Source organism: Cupriavidus pampae (assembly GCF_914271485.1).
Lineage (GTDB): Bacteria > Pseudomonadota > Gammaproteobacteria > Burkholderiales > Burkholderiaceae > Cupriavidus > Cupriavidus pampae.
In genome coordinates, this window is sequence record NZ_CAJZAG010000015.1 from 1 (window position 1) to 18,084 (window position 18,084).

At 58.3% G+C, this 18,084-nt stretch carries 13 protein-coding genes; 8 read left to right on the forward strand and 5 right to left on the reverse strand.

Features of this window, described 5'->3' with window-relative positions; genetic code table 11:
* Nucleotides 1–102: 102 nt before the first annotated feature.
* Nucleotides 103–708: an extracellular catalytic domain type 1 short-chain-length polyhydroxyalkanoate depolymerase gene (locus LDO41_RS30115; protein WP_377745172.1), complete on the forward strand. Its 606-nt coding sequence runs from the start codon at nucleotides 103–105 to the stop codon at nucleotides 706–708.
* Nucleotides 709–723: 15 nt separating this feature from the next.
* Here LDO41_RS30115 and LDO41_RS30120 read toward each other — a convergent pair whose 3' ends face one another.
* Nucleotides 724–4,488 (reverse strand): chemotaxis protein CheB, encoded by a 3,765-nt coding sequence (locus tag LDO41_RS30120; RefSeq protein ID WP_223994943.1) that lies wholly within the window; start codon nucleotides 4,486–4,488, stop codon nucleotides 724–726.
* A gap of 320 nt (nucleotides 4,489–4,808) precedes the next feature.
* Here LDO41_RS30120 and LDO41_RS30125 point away from each other — a divergent pair, with 320 nt between their 5' ends.
* The 5 genes from LDO41_RS30125 (at nucleotide 4,809) to LDO41_RS30145 (ending at nucleotide 11,427) form a co-directional block, all read left to right on the forward strand.
* Nucleotides 4,809–5,687 (forward strand): manganese catalase family protein, encoded by an 879-nt coding sequence (locus LDO41_RS30125; protein WP_223994945.1) that lies wholly within the window; start codon nucleotides 4,809–4,811, stop codon nucleotides 5,685–5,687.
* 369 nt (nucleotides 5,688–6,056) lie between these two features.
* Nucleotides 6,057–6,521: a hemerythrin domain-containing protein gene (locus LDO41_RS30130; RefSeq protein ID WP_223994947.1), complete on the forward strand. Its 465-nt coding sequence runs from the start codon at nucleotides 6,057–6,059 to the stop codon at nucleotides 6,519–6,521.
* 264 nt (nucleotides 6,522–6,785) lie between these two features.
* Nucleotides 6,786–7,955, forward strand: coding sequence for a zinc-dependent alcohol dehydrogenase (locus tag LDO41_RS30135; protein ID WP_223994950.1), 1,170 nt, complete (start codon nucleotides 6,786–6,788; stop codon nucleotides 7,953–7,955).
* Between the two features lie 165 nt (nucleotides 7,956–8,120).
* Nucleotides 8,121–9,200, forward strand: a complete 1,080-nt coding sequence (locus LDO41_RS30140; protein ID WP_223994952.1) for a glycosyltransferase family 4 protein — start codon at nucleotides 8,121–8,123, stop codon at nucleotides 9,198–9,200.
* 16 nt (nucleotides 9,201–9,216) lie between these two features.
* Entirely contained in the window at nucleotides 9,217–11,427 is a 2,211-nt protein-coding gene (locus tag LDO41_RS30145; RefSeq protein ID WP_223994954.1) for an amylo-alpha-1,6-glucosidase, read from the forward strand.
* Between the two features lie 221 nt (nucleotides 11,428–11,648).
* On the opposite strand, the gene LDO41_RS30150 is transcribed toward LDO41_RS30145, so the two are convergent.
* Nucleotides 11,649–11,882 (reverse strand): hypothetical protein, encoded by a 234-nt coding sequence (locus LDO41_RS30150; protein ID WP_223994956.1) that lies wholly within the window; start codon nucleotides 11,880–11,882, stop codon nucleotides 11,649–11,651.
* Nucleotides 11,883–12,294: 412 nt separating this feature from the next.
* Between LDO41_RS30150 and LDO41_RS30155 the strand changes: the two genes are divergently transcribed.
* Both LDO41_RS30155 and LDO41_RS30160 read left to right on the forward strand, forming a co-directional pair.
* Entirely contained in the window at nucleotides 12,295–13,506 is a 1,212-nt protein-coding gene (locus tag LDO41_RS30155; RefSeq protein ID WP_223994958.1) for an AI-2E family transporter, read from the forward strand.
* 192 nt (nucleotides 13,507–13,698) lie between these two features.
* A complete protein-coding gene (locus tag LDO41_RS30160; protein WP_223994960.1) occupies nucleotides 13,699–13,959 on the forward strand; it encodes a hypothetical protein in 261 nt (86 codons plus the stop codon).
* A gap of 113 nt (nucleotides 13,960–14,072) precedes the next feature.
* On the opposite strand, the gene LDO41_RS30165 is transcribed toward LDO41_RS30160, so the two are convergent.
* From LDO41_RS30165 to LDO41_RS30180, 3 genes are all read right to left on the reverse strand, one after another.
* A complete protein-coding gene (locus LDO41_RS30165; protein ID WP_223994963.1) occupies nucleotides 14,073–14,933 on the reverse strand; it encodes a transglutaminase-like domain-containing protein in 861 nt (286 codons plus the stop codon).
* Nucleotides 14,934–15,004: 71 nt separating this feature from the next.
* Nucleotides 15,005–16,333, reverse strand: a complete 1,329-nt coding sequence (gene nhaA, locus LDO41_RS30170) for a Na+/H+ antiporter NhaA (protein WP_223994964.1) — start codon at nucleotides 16,331–16,333, stop codon at nucleotides 15,005–15,007.
* Between the two features lie 672 nt (nucleotides 16,334–17,005).
* A complete protein-coding gene (locus tag LDO41_RS30180) occupies nucleotides 17,006–17,335 on the reverse strand; it encodes a hypothetical protein (RefSeq protein WP_223994968.1) in 330 nt (109 codons plus the stop codon).
* Nucleotides 17,336–18,084 lie beyond the last annotated feature (749 nt).

Genomic DNA, 18,084 nt, shown 5'->3' on the forward strand with positions numbered 1-18,084 from the left:
GGACTCGACCAAGACTGATACGAAACCCTACAATCGACACCGCGCAACTCCCATCCCGCCGAATCGGTCACGATCCCGAAATCGGCGGTCACGTTCGCCGAAATACGCAATCAACGAGCGGATCAGGGAGAGCCTTCCATCATTGCTGGCATCACGCGTGAGGTGATGGCTGCTCACCGCATCGATCAGAGTCGGGTGTTTGTGGCCGGGCTGTCCGCCGGTGGCGCAATGGCGGCTGTGATGGTACAGAGCTATCCGGGTCTCTTCGCTGCCGCGGGCGTTCACTCAGGACTTCCGGCAGGAAGCGCGCACGACCTACCCTCTGCGCTAGCTGCGATGAACGGCGGCAAAGGAGTTGGACCTTCAAAGCGAGGCGTGGCTCAACGAGTGAAGGCGGTACGTCCCCTGATCGTCTTCCATGGCGATGCAGATCACACGGTGCATCCGTCGAACGGGGCAAGGCTGATGGAGCCGTATCAACAAGGACAGCCCAAGGACACGGAAAGGAACAGGGCCACAACCGGCCGCAGATATACCCGCGAGAAGATTAGCTCGGCGGGCGGTGTGGATGCCGAATACTGGCTGATCCATGGCGCCGGTCACGCGTGGTCGGGGGGCGGCACTGACGGTTCCTACACTGACCCCAAGGGGCCAGACGCCAGTGCGGAAATGCTGCGATTTTTCCTCGCGCATCCCTTGCCCCGCTGAGATCTGCTTTAACCGCTATTGACGACTGCGGCTGATCAATGCGTTTAGCTTTTGATAATCCGCGGGCTTAACCATGTAGTGGTCGATTGCGCCCTGTCTGTGGTGTCCGGTGGCAGGAAGGCCATAGCCGCTGAGGGCAACCACGAGCACGCCGGTTTGTTCTGGCATTTCGCGGATCCGGCGTGCCACTTCATAACCGTCCATGTCAGGCAGACCAATATCGAGCAAGATCACTTCCGGCTGGAACTCCTCAACCGATGCAAGAGCCGCGGTTCCATCTGCGGCGATACGTACTTCGTGCCCATCCAGTTGCAAAAGAGCGGCCGTGCTCTGCGCGGCATCATTGTTGTCGTCTACAAGCAGTATTCGGCGGCTGGTAGGGGCACTTGGTATCTCGACAGGCTTTGAGGGGCGATCCGCCAATGTACCGTGGGGCAACACGGGCAAACGTACGACAAACGTGCTGCCTTGGTTCGGCCCTGGGCTCGTTGCATGGACGGTGCCTCCATGCAGTTCGACTAGCTTACGCACGAGAGCCAGTCCCAGTCCCAGGCCAGACTGACGCCGTTCCGCAGGCGAGTCTGCCTGCACGAAGATGTCAAAAATTGGTGACAGAACTTCGTTCTTCATCCCGATACCGTCATCGGTCAGGGTGATGACTGCCTCATGGCCCTGGCGCTCGAGTGTAAGGGCAATATGGCCGCCATCTGGGGTGTACTTGATGGCGTTCGCCAGCAGGTTGCTAACAATCTGCTCAAGTCGCAGGGGATCACCCGTGACAATTAGCGAGCTCGGCGGCAGCCTGAGCGTAAGCTCGTGCCGTTGCAGATCCGCAAGCGGGCGCAGGGTCTGAATCGCGTGCCGCACAGGCTCAGCCAGATCTATCTGGACGGACTTAACGACGATCACGCCACGGGTGATTCGTGAGACGTCGAGAAGATCGTCGACGAGGCCAATCTCATGGTCCAGTTGTCGCTGCACCGACGCCTGCACCTGCCGAACCGTCACGGCATCGGCCGTACCGCGTTGCCAGACGAGTAGGCCGCTGCGAATTGCAGCAAGCGGGTTGCGCAACTCGTGTCCAAGCATGGCCAGGAATTCGTCTTTCTGACGATCGGCTTCGTGCAACCGGGCGAAGTCCGCTCGCTGCCGCGTGACATCTTCGAGCGTCAAAAGAATCGACCCCTGCCCTGACCAGTCTAACCTGCGCGCATTGAGTCGCATGGTGCGCAGGCCGATTCGGGGGAAAGCGTGGACGATCTCGTAATCGCGAACCGCGGAATGCCGGGGAAGCACATTCTCGAGCAGTTCACGTAGCGCCGGAATGTCCCACTGGCCGTTGCCCAGTGCGTATAACCGGCAGCCTGCCGTACCCTCGACGGTGGTGGAGAACATCTGGCAGAAAGCGGCGTTGGCTCGCTTCACGCGAAGGCCGCCATCAAGCACGAGGATAGGCTGCGCCGTCGTCTCGATGATCCCCTCCGCAAAATCTCTCGCCCCCGCAACATCGGTGTGCAACTCCTTGAGTTCGCGCACCCGATATCGCAGTTCATCATTTGTGGTCGAGAGTTCCTCATTGATCGACTGGAGCTCTTCCTTCGCCGTCTCCAGCTCCTCGTTCGTGCTGCGGAACTCCTCGTTGCTGGACAGCAGCTCTTCCTCGCTGGACTTGAGTTCCTCGCGGGCGCTCTCGTGCTCTTCCAGCGCCGCTCTGAGACGCTCGCGGGTTGTGGCAAGCTCGTCTGTCAGCCGTGCGATCTCCTCATCCTTCCCGCTGCGGGTACGAGCGGATTGCTGGCCAACCCGCTGCTGCAGCAATTGGAGGATCAATGCCCTGAGAGGTGCATCTGCAAATCCTCTTTGCGTGACCGGAGGGTAGATGTGTCCCTCGAAAAAGACCAGAAACCAGCGCGAGTCGATGCCCGCCAGTTTTACGGGATGCACTTCAACGCTCGCCGCACAGTCGCTGCCAGCAAGATTGACCCGCAATCCTGTCCGACGAGCCGGCGCACCGCTCTGGCGTACGCTATTGATCGCTTCCGTAACGGCCAGAAAAATCTCCGGCCGGGCGAGTTTCTGAAGGTTCATGCTCGGGGGGCCATCCGGATTGGAAAGCCACCCACTTGTATCGCCGCGAAACATCAGGATATTGAGGTCGCTATCGCATACCACGCCCGGCGGCGCGTAGCGCCCCAGAGTTTGGCGGTCGGCCTCTGTGCGTAGTTGCGTCTCGCGGGTTTGTTCACGAGCAGACGTTCCATGCCGATTTGTTCCTCCATGGCCCCGGTCTGCGATTGTGCCCGGTAACGACGGCTGAATACTCGGTCGTGGTTTTCGGATATAGACCTTGGAACTTGCATCCTCCAGGACACCAAAATACTCGGAGAATGCACCGACAGTTTCGGAAGGGCCGAGCATCAGAACGCCTTCAGTGCGCAATGCGTAATGAAAGAGAGGCAGCACACGGGCTTGTAATACCGGCTCGAGGTAGATCAGCAGGTTCCTGCAACTGACCAGGTCCATGCGCGAGAAGGGAGGGTCCTCCGCGACGTTGTGTCGCGCAAAGGTACACATGTCACGTAGAGATTTGTCGATACGAAAGTACTCACCTTCGCGAACGAAATATCGACTCAGGCGCTCCGCCGAGACGTTGCGCGCAATATTCTCTATGTAACGCCCGGAGCGAGCGGCTTCCAGAGCCTCAAGGCTGACGTCCGTGCCGAAGACTTGCACTGGAGTATCCGGAAGTCGGGGCCCAAGGTACTCAGCAAGACAGATGGCGAGTGAATAAACCTCCTCCCCACTTGCGCATCCTGGCACCCATATCCGAATGGGCCGATTCACACTCGCCGCGCCGAGAATGCGAGGAAAAACGCTTTGCACCAGGGTGTCAAAGGTCTCCGGATCACGAAAGAACTCCGTGACGCGGATGAGCAGGTCACGACCTAGCGCAAGGGTCTCGGCAGGATCTTCTTCAAGTACCGCACGATATTCTGCAAGCGATGTCAGTTGCCGCAACGCCATGCGGCGCGCGAGCCTGCGCTCGACAGTACCGCGCTTGTAATGGGTAAAATCGATAGTGCAGGCTGATTGTAAGAGCCAGAAAATGCGTCGAAGGGCTGGGCCTTCCAAGGCGTCGGGGCCTGTCTGATCATCGTCTTTAGACGGACGGATCGGGAGAGCTGCGATCCGTCCGATCTCTGCCGCGATCTCGCGCGGCTTTAAGACGAAGTCGACGCAGCCAGTATCAATTGCCGCCCGCGGCGTGCTGGAAAATTTTGCGGACTCCTCATCCTGCGCAAACGTAATCCCACCCTCTCGCTGCAGCGCACGCAGACCCAACGCGCCGTCCGACCCTCCACCCGAAAGAACGACGCCGATGCAATTCCGACCTTCATGCGCCGCCAGCGAGTCGAAAAGATCATCGATGGGCATGGGAGGGCCCAGTGTGTTGCCACGTGGCTCTAGGTGAATCTTCCAGCCATTCACCAACATTCCGGTGTTGGGCGGAATCACGTAGACCCGATTGATCCCTACTTGCATTCCGTCCACCGCTTCGACCCCTTCCATTTCTGTACGCGTGGCCAGAATTCCGGGCAGCAAACTCTCATGGGACGGGTCTAGATGCTGAACGATCAGGAACGCCGCACCAGTGTCGCCAGGAAGCGCGCCAAAAAAGTCCGATAGCGCTTCCAGTCCACCAGCCGATGCGCCAATACCAACGAGCGGAAACGAGGGGCGTACCGATGCTGCACAATCAGTGGACAGGCTAGTCAGCATGAGTTTGTCCTCAAAGCCAGTACGTTGCCAACGTCGCCGATCACGTTTCGCCGCACTAAGGTCTCCTCAGATCATACGCTTCGACTGCGGCGGCGGGCCATGACCTTCTCCCATTACTGCAACTTTGCTCCCGATTCGGCGCCGCAATGTGCAACGTCAAAAGAGGAAACTCGCGAAGCATCGTGAACTGGTCGACCATGCGCCGCTTATTGAGGGCAGCGACGCTGTTGCCGATCACCTCAAGTTAGCAGCGCTGGCGGGCACGATGATTGCGCCTATGTCTTGCCTTGCCTTTCGCAGGGCAATCACAGAGGTCCACAATGTTCATTCACAACAAACGTTTGCAGTACACCGTTCGCGTCGCACAAGCCGATCCTGGCCTCGCTAATCTGCTTCTCGAACAATTTGGTGGCCCTCAGGGGGAACTCGCCGCGGCCTGCAGGTACTTTACTCAGGCGTTGGCGGAGGAGGATCCGGGGCGAAAGGATATGTTGCTCGACATTGCTACCGAGGAACTGAGTCACCTTGAGATCGTGGGGTCGATCATTGCCATGCTCAATCGGGGCGCCAAGGGCGAGCTTGCCGAAGGTGTACAGAGCGAAGCAGATCTCTACCGGTCCATGACCGGCGCGGGAAACGACAGCCATGTCACGCAACTGCTGTTTGGCGGTGGCCCGGCTCTGGTGAATTCCGCTGGTGTGCCATGGACTGCAGCGTACATCGACAGTATTGGTGAGCCCACCGCCGATCTCCGCTCCAATATCGCCGCGGAATCGCGCGCTAAGATCGTCTATGAACGGCTGATGAACGTCACCACGGACCCCGGGATCAAGGAAGCACTGGGGTTCCTCATGACACGCGAGATCGCTCATCAAAAATCGTTTGAGAAGGCGCTCTACTCGATATCGCCGAATTTCCCGCCCGGAAAGCTTCCAGGCGACGAGCGGTTCGCGACGATCTATTACAACATGTCCAATGACGATCAACGCGGGCCGTGGAATAGCGACGAAACCTTCGCGTACGTGGAGGACCCGGAGCCCGCAGTCGACGGTGGGGACGGCACAGCTTCCGTTAAGCTTTCAGCAGACGAGCAAGAGGCTGTCATGCGCTTCGCCGCTCGCGGCCAGTCAGATCCCGAATCGGAACCGATGACTGGTGCAGAACTCGGCGCCGTCGGCGCGTTGGCAGAGCAGAAGTGATGCGCTCCACGTGGCCCCTGCTGAGCCATTGAGGGGACAGACCATGCATCTGTTCGAATCGGCATGCTGGCATTGGCATAGAGCACCATTTCGAATGGGTCTCGGCTTGGGCGTGGTCGCCGCCGGTGCGCTCGCCCTCTGCAGCCGTTGTTTTGCCGGATAGTGGCCCCGGACCCGAATAACGTCCTAGGGCGCATGCTCTTCAACGCCGGACGTAGGCCTCTTTAACTGTTGAGCAGTACAGACAGTCCGAATCACGCGAGACCTCAGTAGGTCAGCATCACTGCCACTGGCAGCACGTCCGGCACGCCGGCGACGTCTGCGCAAGCCAGGGCAAAAAAAATCTCCACCAACCCACAAGGATTCATCATGGATAAGTCAAAGATACCGACTGAACAACGAGCCGTCCTAGGCATGCTTGCGGACGACCATCGCGCGGTAAAAAAGCTGTTCAAGCAATTCGACAGCACCGGCAATGACAAGGAAAAACAGTCGATCGCGGCAGAGACATGCCGTCAGTTGACTGTACATGCGCAGATCGAAGAAGAGATTTTCTACCCTGGACTCCGAGGCAAGTCTGACAAGATCGATGACATGCTGGATGAGGCGGAAGTCGAGCATGGGGTCGCAAAAAATCTCATTGCCGCGATCGGTTTGGGTGAGTCAGACATGCTGGAAGCCAACTACACGGTGCTTACCGAATACGTCGGCCATCACGTCGAGGAGGAAGAAGGCGAGCTGTTCGAAGCGGTAGTCAAGGCGAAGATCGATTTGCGCGAGATGGCCGCACAGCTTGAGCAACGTAAGCTCGCGCTGATGGGCGAAATCGCTTGACACCTCCCAATCGGGTAGCCCTCGGACGCGGCAAACTGACCGCGGTGGACAAGATTCTCCAGGCCTGAGGCCTGAGGTCTGAGGTTCTAAGGCCTCAGGGCTGCGAGCTGCCGGCTCGATATCCATTTACCTTTGCTCGCCCAGTGGCGAGCTTTTTTATTGTTTTGGTCTGCAGCCAGGGACATGTGCGCATTCGCTGAGTGGTGGAATGACTGTTGCGTGGAGATGTAAGCCCCAGTATGGGGTGACACCGAGGAGACTGACATGAGGGCACTTTGCTGGCATGGAAAGCATGATGTTCGCTGTGACACGGTTCCTGATCCGGGCATCGAGCATCCGCGAGATGCGATCGTTAAGGTGACAAGCTGTGCGATCTGCGGCTCTGATCTCCATTTATTCAACGGATTTATTCCCGGCATGGAGAGCGGTGACATCCTCGGCCATGAGTTCATGGGCGAAGTTGTGGAGGTAGGCGCGGAGAACCATCGCCTGAAGGTTGGTGATCGCGTGGTCGTCCCCTTCACCATCATCTGTGGGGAGTGCGATCAGTGCCGTCGCGGCAATTTTTCCCTGTGCGAACGGACCAATCGCAATAAAGGTACCGCTGATAAGGCCTTCGGGCACACGGCGGCCGGTCTGTTTGGCTATAGCCATCTCACTGGCGGGTATTCAGGTGGTCAGGCTGAGTACGTGCGCGTACCCTACGCCGATGTCGCACCTGTCGTAGTCCCGGAGGGCATCGTCGATGAGTCAGTGCTATTTCTCGGCGACATTCTTCCCACGGGCTGGCAGGCCGCTAAGCAGTGCGATATCCAGCCGGGCGAAGTGGTGGCGATATGGGGTGCCGGCCCCGTCGGGCAGTTCGCGGCGCTGAGTGCATTGATGCTCAACGCAGGTCGAGTGATCGTGATTGACCGCGTCCCCGAGCGCCTGGCGATGGCCGAGCATATCGGCGCCACCGCGTTGAACTTCGAACATGTCAGCGTGGTGGATGCACTCAACGAACAGACGGATGGTAAGGGACCGGCTAAGTGTATTGATGCGGTCGGGCTGGAAGCGCATGCGTCTGCCTCCATGGATTCCATGTATGACCGCGTGAAGCAGGCAGTGATGCTGGAATCGGACCGCCCGCACGTCCTACGCGAAATGGCATACGTCTGTCGGCCAGGAGGCGTACTGTCGATTCCGGGCGTGTACGGCGGAATGGTCGACAAATTCCCGATGGGCGCGATCATGAACAAGGGGTTGACGATACGAACAGGTCAGACCCACGTGAACCGCTGGACGGACGACTTGTTACGCAGGATTGTCGAAGGGGAGATCGACCCGTCGTTTGTCATCACCCATCGGATAGCGCTCGAGCAGGGACCAGAAATGTATAAGACGTTCCGCGACAAGAAAGATGGTTGCATTAAGGCGGTTATTTCGATGTAGCTGGCGTTCAAGGCCGCCGGGGAAGCAATTCCCCCCTCGGTAGCCTACTGTAGTAGTAGAGCCGTCTCGTTCTCTGAGCGACGTTCGTTGTCTAATCGTTTCATCACCCAGGCTCTGTCATGGATACCTTGCCTGCGTTATTACAACCAGACCAAGGGAGTTGCCATGAGAATTGCACAGATCGCGCCCCTCGCCGAGCGCTGCCCACCCAGCCTCTATGGCGGGACGGAGCGGATTGTTTCCTATCTGACGGAAGAGCTGGTTAGACAAGGCCACGAAGTGACATTGTTCGCTAGCGGGGACTCTATTACCCACGCGGCACTCGTTTCGAGTTGTGACGTTGCGCTGCGACTGGGTGTTCGAATGCGAGACCCGCTGCCGTATTACATGATGATGCTCGATGAGGTAGCCGCTAGAGCCGGGGACTTCGACATACTTCACTTCCACATCGACATGATGCATTACCCGTTGATGCGGCAGGTGCCTGCTGGGTTTGTCACGACCCTGCATGGACGTCTTGATCTCCCGGACATTTCCCCCTTCTACGCTCACTTTCCGAACTTCCCATTGGTGTCCGTGTCCACCGCGCAGCGTTCGCCGATGCCGGCGGTGAATTGGGCCGGCACCGTTCTACACGGCATCCCGGGTGCGCTGCTGGCGTACCGTGCAAAACCCGCCGGTGGCTACCTTGCGTTTCTAGGCCGCATCTCGCCGGAGAAGCGCCCTGATCATGCTATCGCCATCGCGGCGAAAGCCGGTCTTCCCCTCAAGATTGCGGCGAAGATCGACGAAGTAGACCGCGCCTATTGGGAGAGCACCATTCAGCCGCTGTTGGCTGCGTATCCCCAGGCGGAATACATCGGTGAGATCAACGAGCACGAGAAAGCAGAGTTTCTAGGGAATGCTTCTGCCCTGCTCTTCCCGATTGCCTGGCCAGAGCCCTTCGGACTGGTAATGATCGAGGCGATGGCGTGCGGCACACCGGTGATCGCGTTCGACTGCGGCTCTGTCTGCGAGGTGGTTGATCCCGGTGTAACTGGCTATATCGTCCGGACAGTCGAGGAGGCCGTTGCCGCCGTGCGAAAGATTCCAGACCTCCCGCGCGCAGCTGTCCGATCGGCGTTCGAGGCCCGTTTCACTGTCGAGCGGATGGCTCGCGATTACGTTCGAATCTATCGGCAATTGTCACTATCCGATACCAGCGACGCGCCGCGCGATGCGCCCGATGAACTCGTGCTCGCCTAAATAGGGACAAGATCCTATGCCTTTCGAATTGCCCGCCCGGCTTGCCAACGCAGCACTGGTCAAAGGTGCCCCCCATGTTGCCCAGTTCTACATTCCTACGTCGGCCTCCTTGCAAGAGCGCCGGCCGCGGACGCTTAAGCACGGAGATACTTTCGGGCTGTTCGATCATAACGGCGATGCGGTTGGCGCCCTGGGCAGTCCTGAAGGGTTGTATCACTTAGATACTCGCCATCTATCTTTTCTGCAACTCACCCTCGACGGCGCCCGGCCCATGTTGCTGTCTTCCACCTTGAGCGACGACAACTCGGCACTGACCTGTGATCTGACCAATCCCGATCTATCGGACGCGGAAGGAAATTTGAGGCTGGAGCGCGATCTGATTCATATCCGCCGCACCCGATTCCTCTGGAATGGCACGTGTTACGAACGTATTATCGTGCGGAATTTTGACGAGTTTCCCCGTCGCGTGCGGGTCGACATAAGCTTCGATGCCGACTTTGCTGACCTCTTTGAGGTGCGCGGAGCTCTGCGCCCGCGTCGGGGAACATTGCATGCGGTAACGTTTTCCGAAGAAACGGCAACCTTGGGCTACACCGGCCTGGACAACGTCGTGCGAACTACGCAGGTGAGCTTTCATCCAGTCCCCTTCAACATGACCGGAGACTGCGCGAGTTATGAGTTGATGCTTGAGCCGATGTCGGCGCAAAGACTCAGTGTCGAAATTCGCTGCGCGTCGCTCTCTGAAGAGCCCGCAGGGCCAAGAACGTTTCTGATGGCATTGCGCCAGTCCCGGCGAGAGTTGCAACGTATGTGTCGCCCCGAGGCTTTCGTCACTTCGTCCAGCGAGATGTTCAACGAACTGGCACGTCGCAGTGTGTCCGATCTGCATATGCTGCTGACCAATACGCCGTACGGCTTGTATCCGTATGCTGGGATCCCTTGGTTCAGTACGGCCTTCGGGCGCGACGCGATCATTACTGCCTTGCAGACACTATGGATGGACCCTCACCTCGCGCGGGGTGTACTGCAATACCTCGGAGCGAAACAGGCTAAGTTCGTTGACCACAAGGCTGATGCAGAACCAGGGAAGATTCTGCACGAGACACGCCACGGCGAGATGGCGCTGCTTGGGGAGGTTCCGTTCGGCCTTTATTATGGGAGTGTCGACGCCACGCCTCTGTATGTGGTTCTGGCAGGCGCGTACCTGCAGCGAACGGGCGACATCAAGACCATCGGCGCGCTATGGCCGAATATTCTCGCTGCTCTTAACTGGATCACGGAATATGGCGACCGTGACGGGGATATGTTCGTTGAGTATGGCCGACAATCGCCGGATGGCCTCATCAATCAAGGGTGGAAGGATAGTCGCGACTCCGTGTTCCACGCCGACGGCAGGCTCGCCCCCGGCCCAATCGCCCTCGTCGAAGTGCAAGCGTATGTCTACGGTGCATGGCTAGCTGCTGCGGCCATCTGCGCGGCGCTTCAAGACACGTCGGGGGCTGCAACCTATACCACCAGGGCTGAAGCACTACGCGAGGCTTTCGACGCGCGATTCTACGACGCAGAGCTGGGGACCTACGTTCTTGCTCTCGATGGGGACAAGCGCCCGTGCAGGGTGAGCACATCCAATGCGGGACATGCACTCTTTACGGGTATCGCACGGCCTGATCGCGTGCCATCGGTCATCGCCAAGCTGATGGGCAACACGAGCTTTTGCGGTTGGGGAGTTCGGACAGTATCCACAGATGCGCCGCGCTTCAATCCTATGAGCTATCACAACGGCTCCGTGTGGCCACACGACAATTCGCTGATTGCGGCAGGTATGGCTCGTTATGGCTATCACGGCGAGGCCGGACGAATCTTCGAAGGCCTGTTCGCAGCCTCTGGATACATCGATCAACGCCGTCTGCCAGAGCTTTTTTGCGGATTTCCTCGCCAGCGTAGCCAAGGTCCGACTTTTTACCCGGTGGCATGCGCCCCACAAGCCTGGGCAGCTGCGGCGCCGCTTCTGCTTCTGCAGGCTTGTCTCGGCTTGGACTTTGATCCGCACGAGCCTGCCATTACCTTCGATGCACCATCTCTGCCTGGATTTCTCGATGAAGTCTTTCTCGGCAACCTGAGTATCGGCGATGGGAGTGCGGATGTTGCCATCCGCCGTATGGGTAGCCGAGTGGTTGTTGATGTGATAGCACGCCGAGGTGAGGTCCGGGTGCTGACGCGAACCTAGTTCGTCCCGCTTAGAGAAAAGGGCGGCCGTAGCCGCCCTTCTCCGTCTGCTGTTCTTCGCTATCGGCGCGTCACAAGTGACGCGCCTGGTGCGAAAACGAACGGCAAATCAGAACATGGCACATGGGCGCGTATCCCTGCTACAGAGGAGGCCCGCTCCCCATAGGAAATCCGGGCAGCGACAGTCATATGCTTTGCCGCAACTCTGCATAGGGGCGCGCATTACACGCTTTGATCGCCTTTTTCGCGGCCAGCGGTTTGCTGGGGTTCGCGTTGTTCTTTCTTGTCATCGTCTTCGAGCTGCGCATCGGTACCGCCTTCCTCCTCTTCTGGCTGCGTTCCCTGCTCGTCCTGCTCCTGAATTGGGAGCGCCCCGCTCTTGTCCTTTGCGCCGTCAACTCCGTCAGGTTGTTGCGGCTTGCCCTGCTGCTGATTCTGTCCAGGTTGCTGTGCCATGATGAACTCCTTGTCGTGGCTGAATGCCACATGAGGGTAGTCGCAAGGCGCGTACCAACTTGGGAACGCTCGTCTCTCAGAAAGAAAAGAATCCGCGACGAGCCATGGTCATGCTGTGGAGAGTCTTCCTCAAAAGCGACGGCCATTGACCAGTGCCACATCCCTCGTATTTGTACCGGTAACGAACCTTCTTCTTGTAGTAATCGTTGGACCGACGGTGCGTCGCCCTCCCCGGTTCGATGCCCTTCTGGTTGCCCGGATAGTGGACGAGATCCGCTCATCCAAGGGAATCTCAAGGCCCGTAGCGAGACGCTAGTGATTGTCCGGCCGGGGTAATTGAGCTCGTGAAGCATCAACGTGGGCTGGGTACAGAGCTTGCGTTGGTGTTCAAACTAATGAAGGGGCATCGTCCATGAGTCATCCGAGCGGCATGCATCAGAAATCGTTCCATATCCTGCTGGGGGTGGTGACTATTGCCTTCTTCTGGCTCTTGCTTCCTTTCTATGGAGCAGTGTTCTGGGGCGCGGTGCTCGCCGTCATCTTTGCGCCGGTCCAGCGGCGCCTCGTCAAGCGCCTTCACGGCCGACGAACCATCTCGGCACTGCTGACGCTGCTACTTGTACTTGTACTGGTCATCCTGCCACTCTCTCTTGTCACAATCTCATTGGTGGATGAAGGCGCAAATCTGTACGAGAAAATTCGAGTAGGTCAGATCGACTTTGGCGTCTACTTTCAGCAAGCCTTCGAAGCGCTACCACAGTCTGTGCGAGCGACACTGCTGCGCTTTGACATCGGAGGTGTTTCAGACATCCAGGACAAGCTAAGTGCGAGCGTGATGCAGGCAAGTCAATTCTTAGCCACGCGCGCCTTGAGCATCGGCCAGAACGCCGTACACCTTATGATCGGGTTCGGGATCATGCTTTACCTGTTGTTCTTCTTGTTGCGCGATGGCCCGGCGCTGTCGCTCAGGCTGCGGCTTGTCGCACCACTCAGCCCATCACATCAGCAGCATCTCATTCGCAAGTTCACCACGGTGGTTCGCGCGACAGTCAAAGGCAACATCGCGGTTGCGCTTGCACAGGGAGTCCTGGGCGGAGCGATTTTTGGAGTGCTCGGAATCCAGGGCTCCCTTCTGTGGGGCGCGCTCATGGCGGTGCTGTCGCTTCTCCCAGCGATTGGGGCGGCACTCATCTGGGCTCCGGTCGCGATCTACTTCTTGCTGACGGGGGAACTGGTGAGCGGATTTATCCTGCTGGGATTCGGTGTGCTGGTCATTGGCCTGGTGGACAACGTTCTGCGACCGATTCTCGTCGGAAAGGACACCCAGATGCCGGACTACGTCATCTTGATTGCCACGCTGGGTGGTATGGCGCTTTTTGGACTCAACGGTTTCGTCATCGGGCCGCTCATCGCGGCCCTCTTCATCGCAGCCTGGGACTTGACCAGCTTCAGTACCAGCACGACCACCACTCTGTCGCAGGACGACCGCGGTGCCTATGCAGGGTCACTGGATGAACTGACGCCATCCGAAGTTGGTGGCGTGTACGCAAAACCCTCGTTGCAAGGCTCGCTTCACCAGCAGGCGGACCTGGGCCAGCCTCGTTATCTTCTCACGAGGCGCTGAGTCGGTTTGTCGGACATGGCATCGGCAAAGGATGTGCTATCCGGGCATGAGTCCCCCGAATCCGCCCGAGGTGCGAGTACGCTCTGGTACGACTATTGCGGGACAGATAGCGGCAAGCAAGCGGGATTCTCAGTCGTGAGGGTGGCAGTGCCGAGGCTTCCTGCGGTAGTTCAGTGGCTAGGAGATGATGTCATGGAACGGACAACAAAGTATCGCGGTTTCGGCATTCGCGTCGAGCTCGAGAACGTAGCTAAGGATATGTTTGATGTATGGTTTCAGATCGAGGGGCCGGCATCGTCGCAAGGTACGAAGTCGATTGGGGAACGTACAAAAGTCTTCGCTGGCCCATATAGCCGACGCTGGGCCTATCTCGTTGCAGAGCTTGGCGGCCGAGCTGCGGTGGACGTCGTCCTCAGTCTGGGCTTACTCCCGCAACAGAAGGGCGTAATCTGAAGCGTCGGCGGTGTAGCGAAACCGCAGACGCGAAAGGCTCTGCCCGTGTGAGCCAATCGACGAATGCAGAACGTTGAACTCGCTAGCTATAGGCCCACGAACCCGGGGCGGTGTTACCAGGTCGAGATGGCCTTTGCTGTGAAGACCGGCATCTCGATTCCAGCGGGTAAATCGACACATGCTTGGACGGTTACCTGAGGACGCTCAGAATCCACACTGCCAAAGATTGCCGCAAATGGCATGGCGGAGGCATCAACGCCGGTGCCGATGCGTAGCAATCCGGTTGGGATCGAGATGCCGGACGGATCTAGCAGGTACCATCGGTGAGAAAGATAGACTTCCACCACCGCATGAAAGTCAGACGGGCTTCTTCTGGTGTCTGCTCCATAGTCCAGGCTGCTTGACATGCGTGCGGGAATGCTCAGCGCACGACAGATTGCTATCATCAGGTGCGCGTAGTCGCGGCAAACGCCGGCACGTTCGACAACAGTATCCAAGGCCGATGTCCGCTCGTTAGTTGAATGCGAGAGGAAGCGGACGTGATTTCGGACCCATTCTCGGATCGCGTAGACGCGGGCATATCCCTGACGCATGGTGCCGAACTCACGCATCGAGAATTCCATGAGACGGTCGGATTCGCAGTAGCGACTGGGGGTTATGTACCTGAGAACTTCGAACGGAAGTTCCGCAACTGGGATCTCAGCTAACGATTCGGTCTCGTCGAGCGCATGATCGATGTTAACTATGGCCTCATAGCTCACCGTGAAGGGGCCTTTGGGCACCCGCAGCCTTAGAAGGCGATTGCACAGGATAGGATCGGTGTAGCGGCTGGCAATGACTGCTGGCAGAACGTCCAGTCGCTCGAAGACGACGGACTGTCGAGCAGTATTCGCTGCTTCAACGTTCAGAATAAAATCCGCCCAGGAATCCTTCACGTTGTAGGAAAGTTGGACCGTGTATTGAAGTCGATTCATGACTCCCTCTCGCAGTGAACGAGTTGGTTCCCGAGCCCGGTCACCCTCCTTTGCCTGGTGCCGAACGGTGACTAGATCCTCGCACCCGTTGAGACGCGCGCGACGGATAGAAGTCTCAATGCCAGCATTCCAAACGAAGCCGAGATCAGCGAAGCGGCAAGTATCCCAACCTTCACTGACCCTATCAGTTCGGGACTAAACGCCAGACCTCCAATGAACAGCGCCATGGTGAATCCAATACCCGCCAGTAAGCTGCCAGCCGTGAGCGTTGACCAGGGAAGATCGCTCGGACGATGTGCGAGCTTTAGCTCCACAAAGAGCGCACAGCAAACAACAATTCCCACAGGCTTCCCCACCACGAAACTCAGGAAAATCGCTGTAGCGAGTGCGGGGTCTACGGTCGCCGGGACAAAGGTGACGCCCGCATTCGCCAAAGCAAAAATCGGCATGACGGCGAACGCGATCCATGGGTGAAGAGCGATCTCGAGCCGCTCAATGGGAGACATTGCTTCCCGAGTCGCCACTCCCGCTCGTTGCAGGTCTCGCCTCCCCACCGTATCGCCGCTCCAATGGCGGCCTGGCGGGTAGGCAACCACCCTGTCGAGTATGGCATGCAGGCGATCATCACTGACCCAACTACGCGCAGGTGTCATCAATCCTAAGACTACGCCGGTCAGCGTCGCATGAATACCTGAAGCATCAACGGCGAGCCAGATACCAACGCCGAGCACGACGTAGAACGGGACGCTCCGAATTCCAATTCGGGCTGCCACCATCACGATCGCGAAGCCGGATGCCGCTAGCACCAACGGAACCCACTGCAATGCGCCACTATAGCTGACGGCAACCACTGCAATCGCGGCGATGTCATCGAAGATTGCGAGAGCCAACAGGAACAGTCGCAGGCTTTCAGGTACGCGCCGACCAAGCAAGGCAAGGCAACCGATCACGAAAGCGGTGTCCGTTGACATCACCGTTCCCCACCCAGCGGCGCTCGGTGCATCGCCCACCAGCAGCAGAAACAGCCCAACGGGAAAGACCATACCTCCAAGTGCGCCAGCCAGGGGCATCACGGCGACCTTGAGGTCGCGAAGCTCTCCCAGGACCATTTCACGTTTGAGCTCGAGGGCGACGACGAAAAAGAACAGCGTCATCGCCGCATCATTGATCCAATGCTGAATCGAACGCGTGAATCCAAGATTTCCCCATGAGAAACCGAAGTGTGTATCCCAGAGTGCAAAATACTGGGCAGCCCATCCGGAGTTCGCAAGGGATAGCGCAATGACGACGCAAACGAACAGGACAGCCCCGGCCATCGCCTCAATGCGAAGAAAGCGCAGGAATGGCCCGGTAAAGTGATCCGCCAACTCCCGCGGCAGCTGTCCGATATCTTCTTTCACTCCATTTCTCGGTGGGTGCTCGGCAGTGTAGATAGGTCGCGATCACGCCCCAGGCATCGCTGGACCTGCGGAGTGTTTCGTCACGATCCTTTTTGTACCTCCGGAGGATCTCGGCGGGGCGGTGCGGATCAGCGCAGAGCCCCGAGTAACTCATCCGTGGATATGCACAAAGTGTCCCAGCGGTGGACAGCGCCCATCTAGGTCGATGAAGAGCGCGCGCCCATCGCCGAAACTTCCAACATCTTCAACCGGTTTTGGATCGTCTCTTCGCCTTGGGCTTTCTGGGTGTAAGTACCTCGGTCCAATACTTGGTCGCCTGTGCAACACCTTCTGTCATTGCCGTCGTCGTCTGACGTTTTGCCTCCGCAGTGATTCGGCCGCGCGTTGCACCCGCAACACGATTGGCCTGACTCAGCCACATGCTCATGAAGGGGTTCTTTTTCACCCATGGATTCTTCAAGGGGATCTCCGTTGTCGATGAGGGCGTGGTCAGGGGAGCGATGAATGATTCAGCGCAAACGCCTGACGACGCCATGGTTGGGACGAGACGGTATTGACCCGCCCGGGGGGTTTACAGCTGCGAGCCTTGGTGTTTTGAGCTGCGAAGAAGGCGTGCAGTTTTTCACGGGCGTCGGATATTCGCGCAAACTTGTCGCGAATGTGTCCTCTGCGTTAATTTACGTCCCGACTCACCCTCTCCAATTCGTCCGCGTCTGCGTCCGCCGAGCGGAGGCGATTCAGCGCGCAGGACAAGAGCTTGCCCTCGTTCGAGTCCGTTATTGCCTTGAGCATGTTCATTGCAGCCACGACGTCGTCCGCGTCTTCCCCATCCGTCCGTCCGCAGCGAAACATTGCGTCGTATTCGTTGGCAATGCGCTCCGCCAGGGTACGAATGAACTTTGGGTCGAGTTCGCCCTTGATGGATCCGGTGACAACATGCCTGGTCAAGGCTGCGAGCCCTTCAGTCGTTGTCTCTGTCTCACCCACCGCTTGCTTGTCCATGCGATCCCCCTTAATGCTGACCAGCTATGTCCGCCGCAATTCGCATATCAGCCATCCATAGAAAACTGCTAGATCCTCCGCACGCCGGTCGCCCGGGTAGATTGGTAGGGGGAAGGCGGGGCGGCAGGCGGGCGCCTTATAAGCGGGGCAGGCCGTGGTTCAAACCTTCACGGGTGGAAATGTTCTTTGTGGACGTTCCGTGATCGCTGAGGTGGAGCGCACACAGCGTAGGGAACGCAATCACTCTTCGCGCAATGATCGTGCCGGGTGCTATGTGTCTTGCCTACACAATTGCGCCGACGGTATCGCACCTCATCCCTACAACGCACAACTGGTACGTACGCTCAGGGCTAGGGTGATGCTTCCCACTGATACGTGAGGTTTGCTCGAAGGCGAGGCACGGATATCGCGATCGCAATGCAGTTCCGGCACAACCACGATGGTGCAGTTGCAGAAAGGTCCGGTAGTCCTGCGTGACATTGCAAAGATGGGGGCCGCGCTTCAGGGACAGATATCTTGGATTGCATCGAAGCGAGACTGGGGCGAGGCGGCATATCCCCGACTTTTCTTGCACGCATTCACTCCCTGTTTGGGAGCTCATAGCGCGGCGCGAAGCGAACTCCCGCACGCAGCCTCTACGTAGGACGGCAACCGATATCGACATCCATGAACTCGGAGAATGCTCAGATACCGCTGGTGCCGCTCGCGCTTCTGCTGCCGCACACAGTAGGAATCAACTAGGGGCCTCT

What these genes read in the sequence shown, in the direction of transcription:
- LDO41_RS30120 (WP_223994943.1), bottom strand. Translation starts at nt 4,488, where the DNA reads ATGCTGACTAGCCTGTCCACTGATTGTGCAGCATCGGTACGCCCCTCG.
- LDO41_RS30125 (WP_223994945.1), top strand. Translation starts at nt 4,809, where the DNA reads ATGTTCATTCACAACAAACGTTTGCAGTACACCGTTCGCGTCGCACAA.
- LDO41_RS30130 (WP_223994947.1), top strand. Translation starts at nt 6,057, where the DNA reads ATGGATAAGTCAAAGATACCGACTGAACAACGAGCCGTCCTAGGCATG.
- LDO41_RS30135 (WP_223994950.1), top strand. Translation starts at nt 6,786, where the DNA reads ATGAGGGCACTTTGCTGGCATGGAAAGCATGATGTTCGCTGTGACACG.
- LDO41_RS30140 (WP_223994952.1), top strand. Translation starts at nt 8,121, where the DNA reads ATGAGAATTGCACAGATCGCGCCCCTCGCCGAGCGCTGCCCACCCAGC.
- LDO41_RS30145 (WP_223994954.1), top strand. Translation starts at nt 9,217, where the DNA reads ATGCCTTTCGAATTGCCCGCCCGGCTTGCCAACGCAGCACTGGTCAAA.
- LDO41_RS30150 (WP_223994956.1), bottom strand. Translation starts at nt 11,882, where the DNA reads ATGGCACAGCAACCTGGACAGAATCAGCAGCAGGGCAAGCCGCAACAA.
- LDO41_RS30155 (WP_223994958.1), top strand. Translation starts at nt 12,295, where the DNA reads ATGAGTCATCCGAGCGGCATGCATCAGAAATCGTTCCATATCCTGCTG.
- LDO41_RS30160 (WP_223994960.1), top strand. Translation starts at nt 13,699, where the DNA reads ATGGAACGGACAACAAAGTATCGCGGTTTCGGCATTCGCGTCGAGCTC.
- LDO41_RS30165 (WP_223994963.1), bottom strand. Translation starts at nt 14,933, where the DNA reads ATGAATCGACTTCAATACACGGTCCAACTTTCCTACAACGTGAAGGAT.
- LDO41_RS30180 (WP_223994968.1), bottom strand. Translation starts at nt 17,335, where the DNA reads ATGGACAAGCAAGCGGTGGGTGAGACAGAGACAACGACTGAAGGGCTC.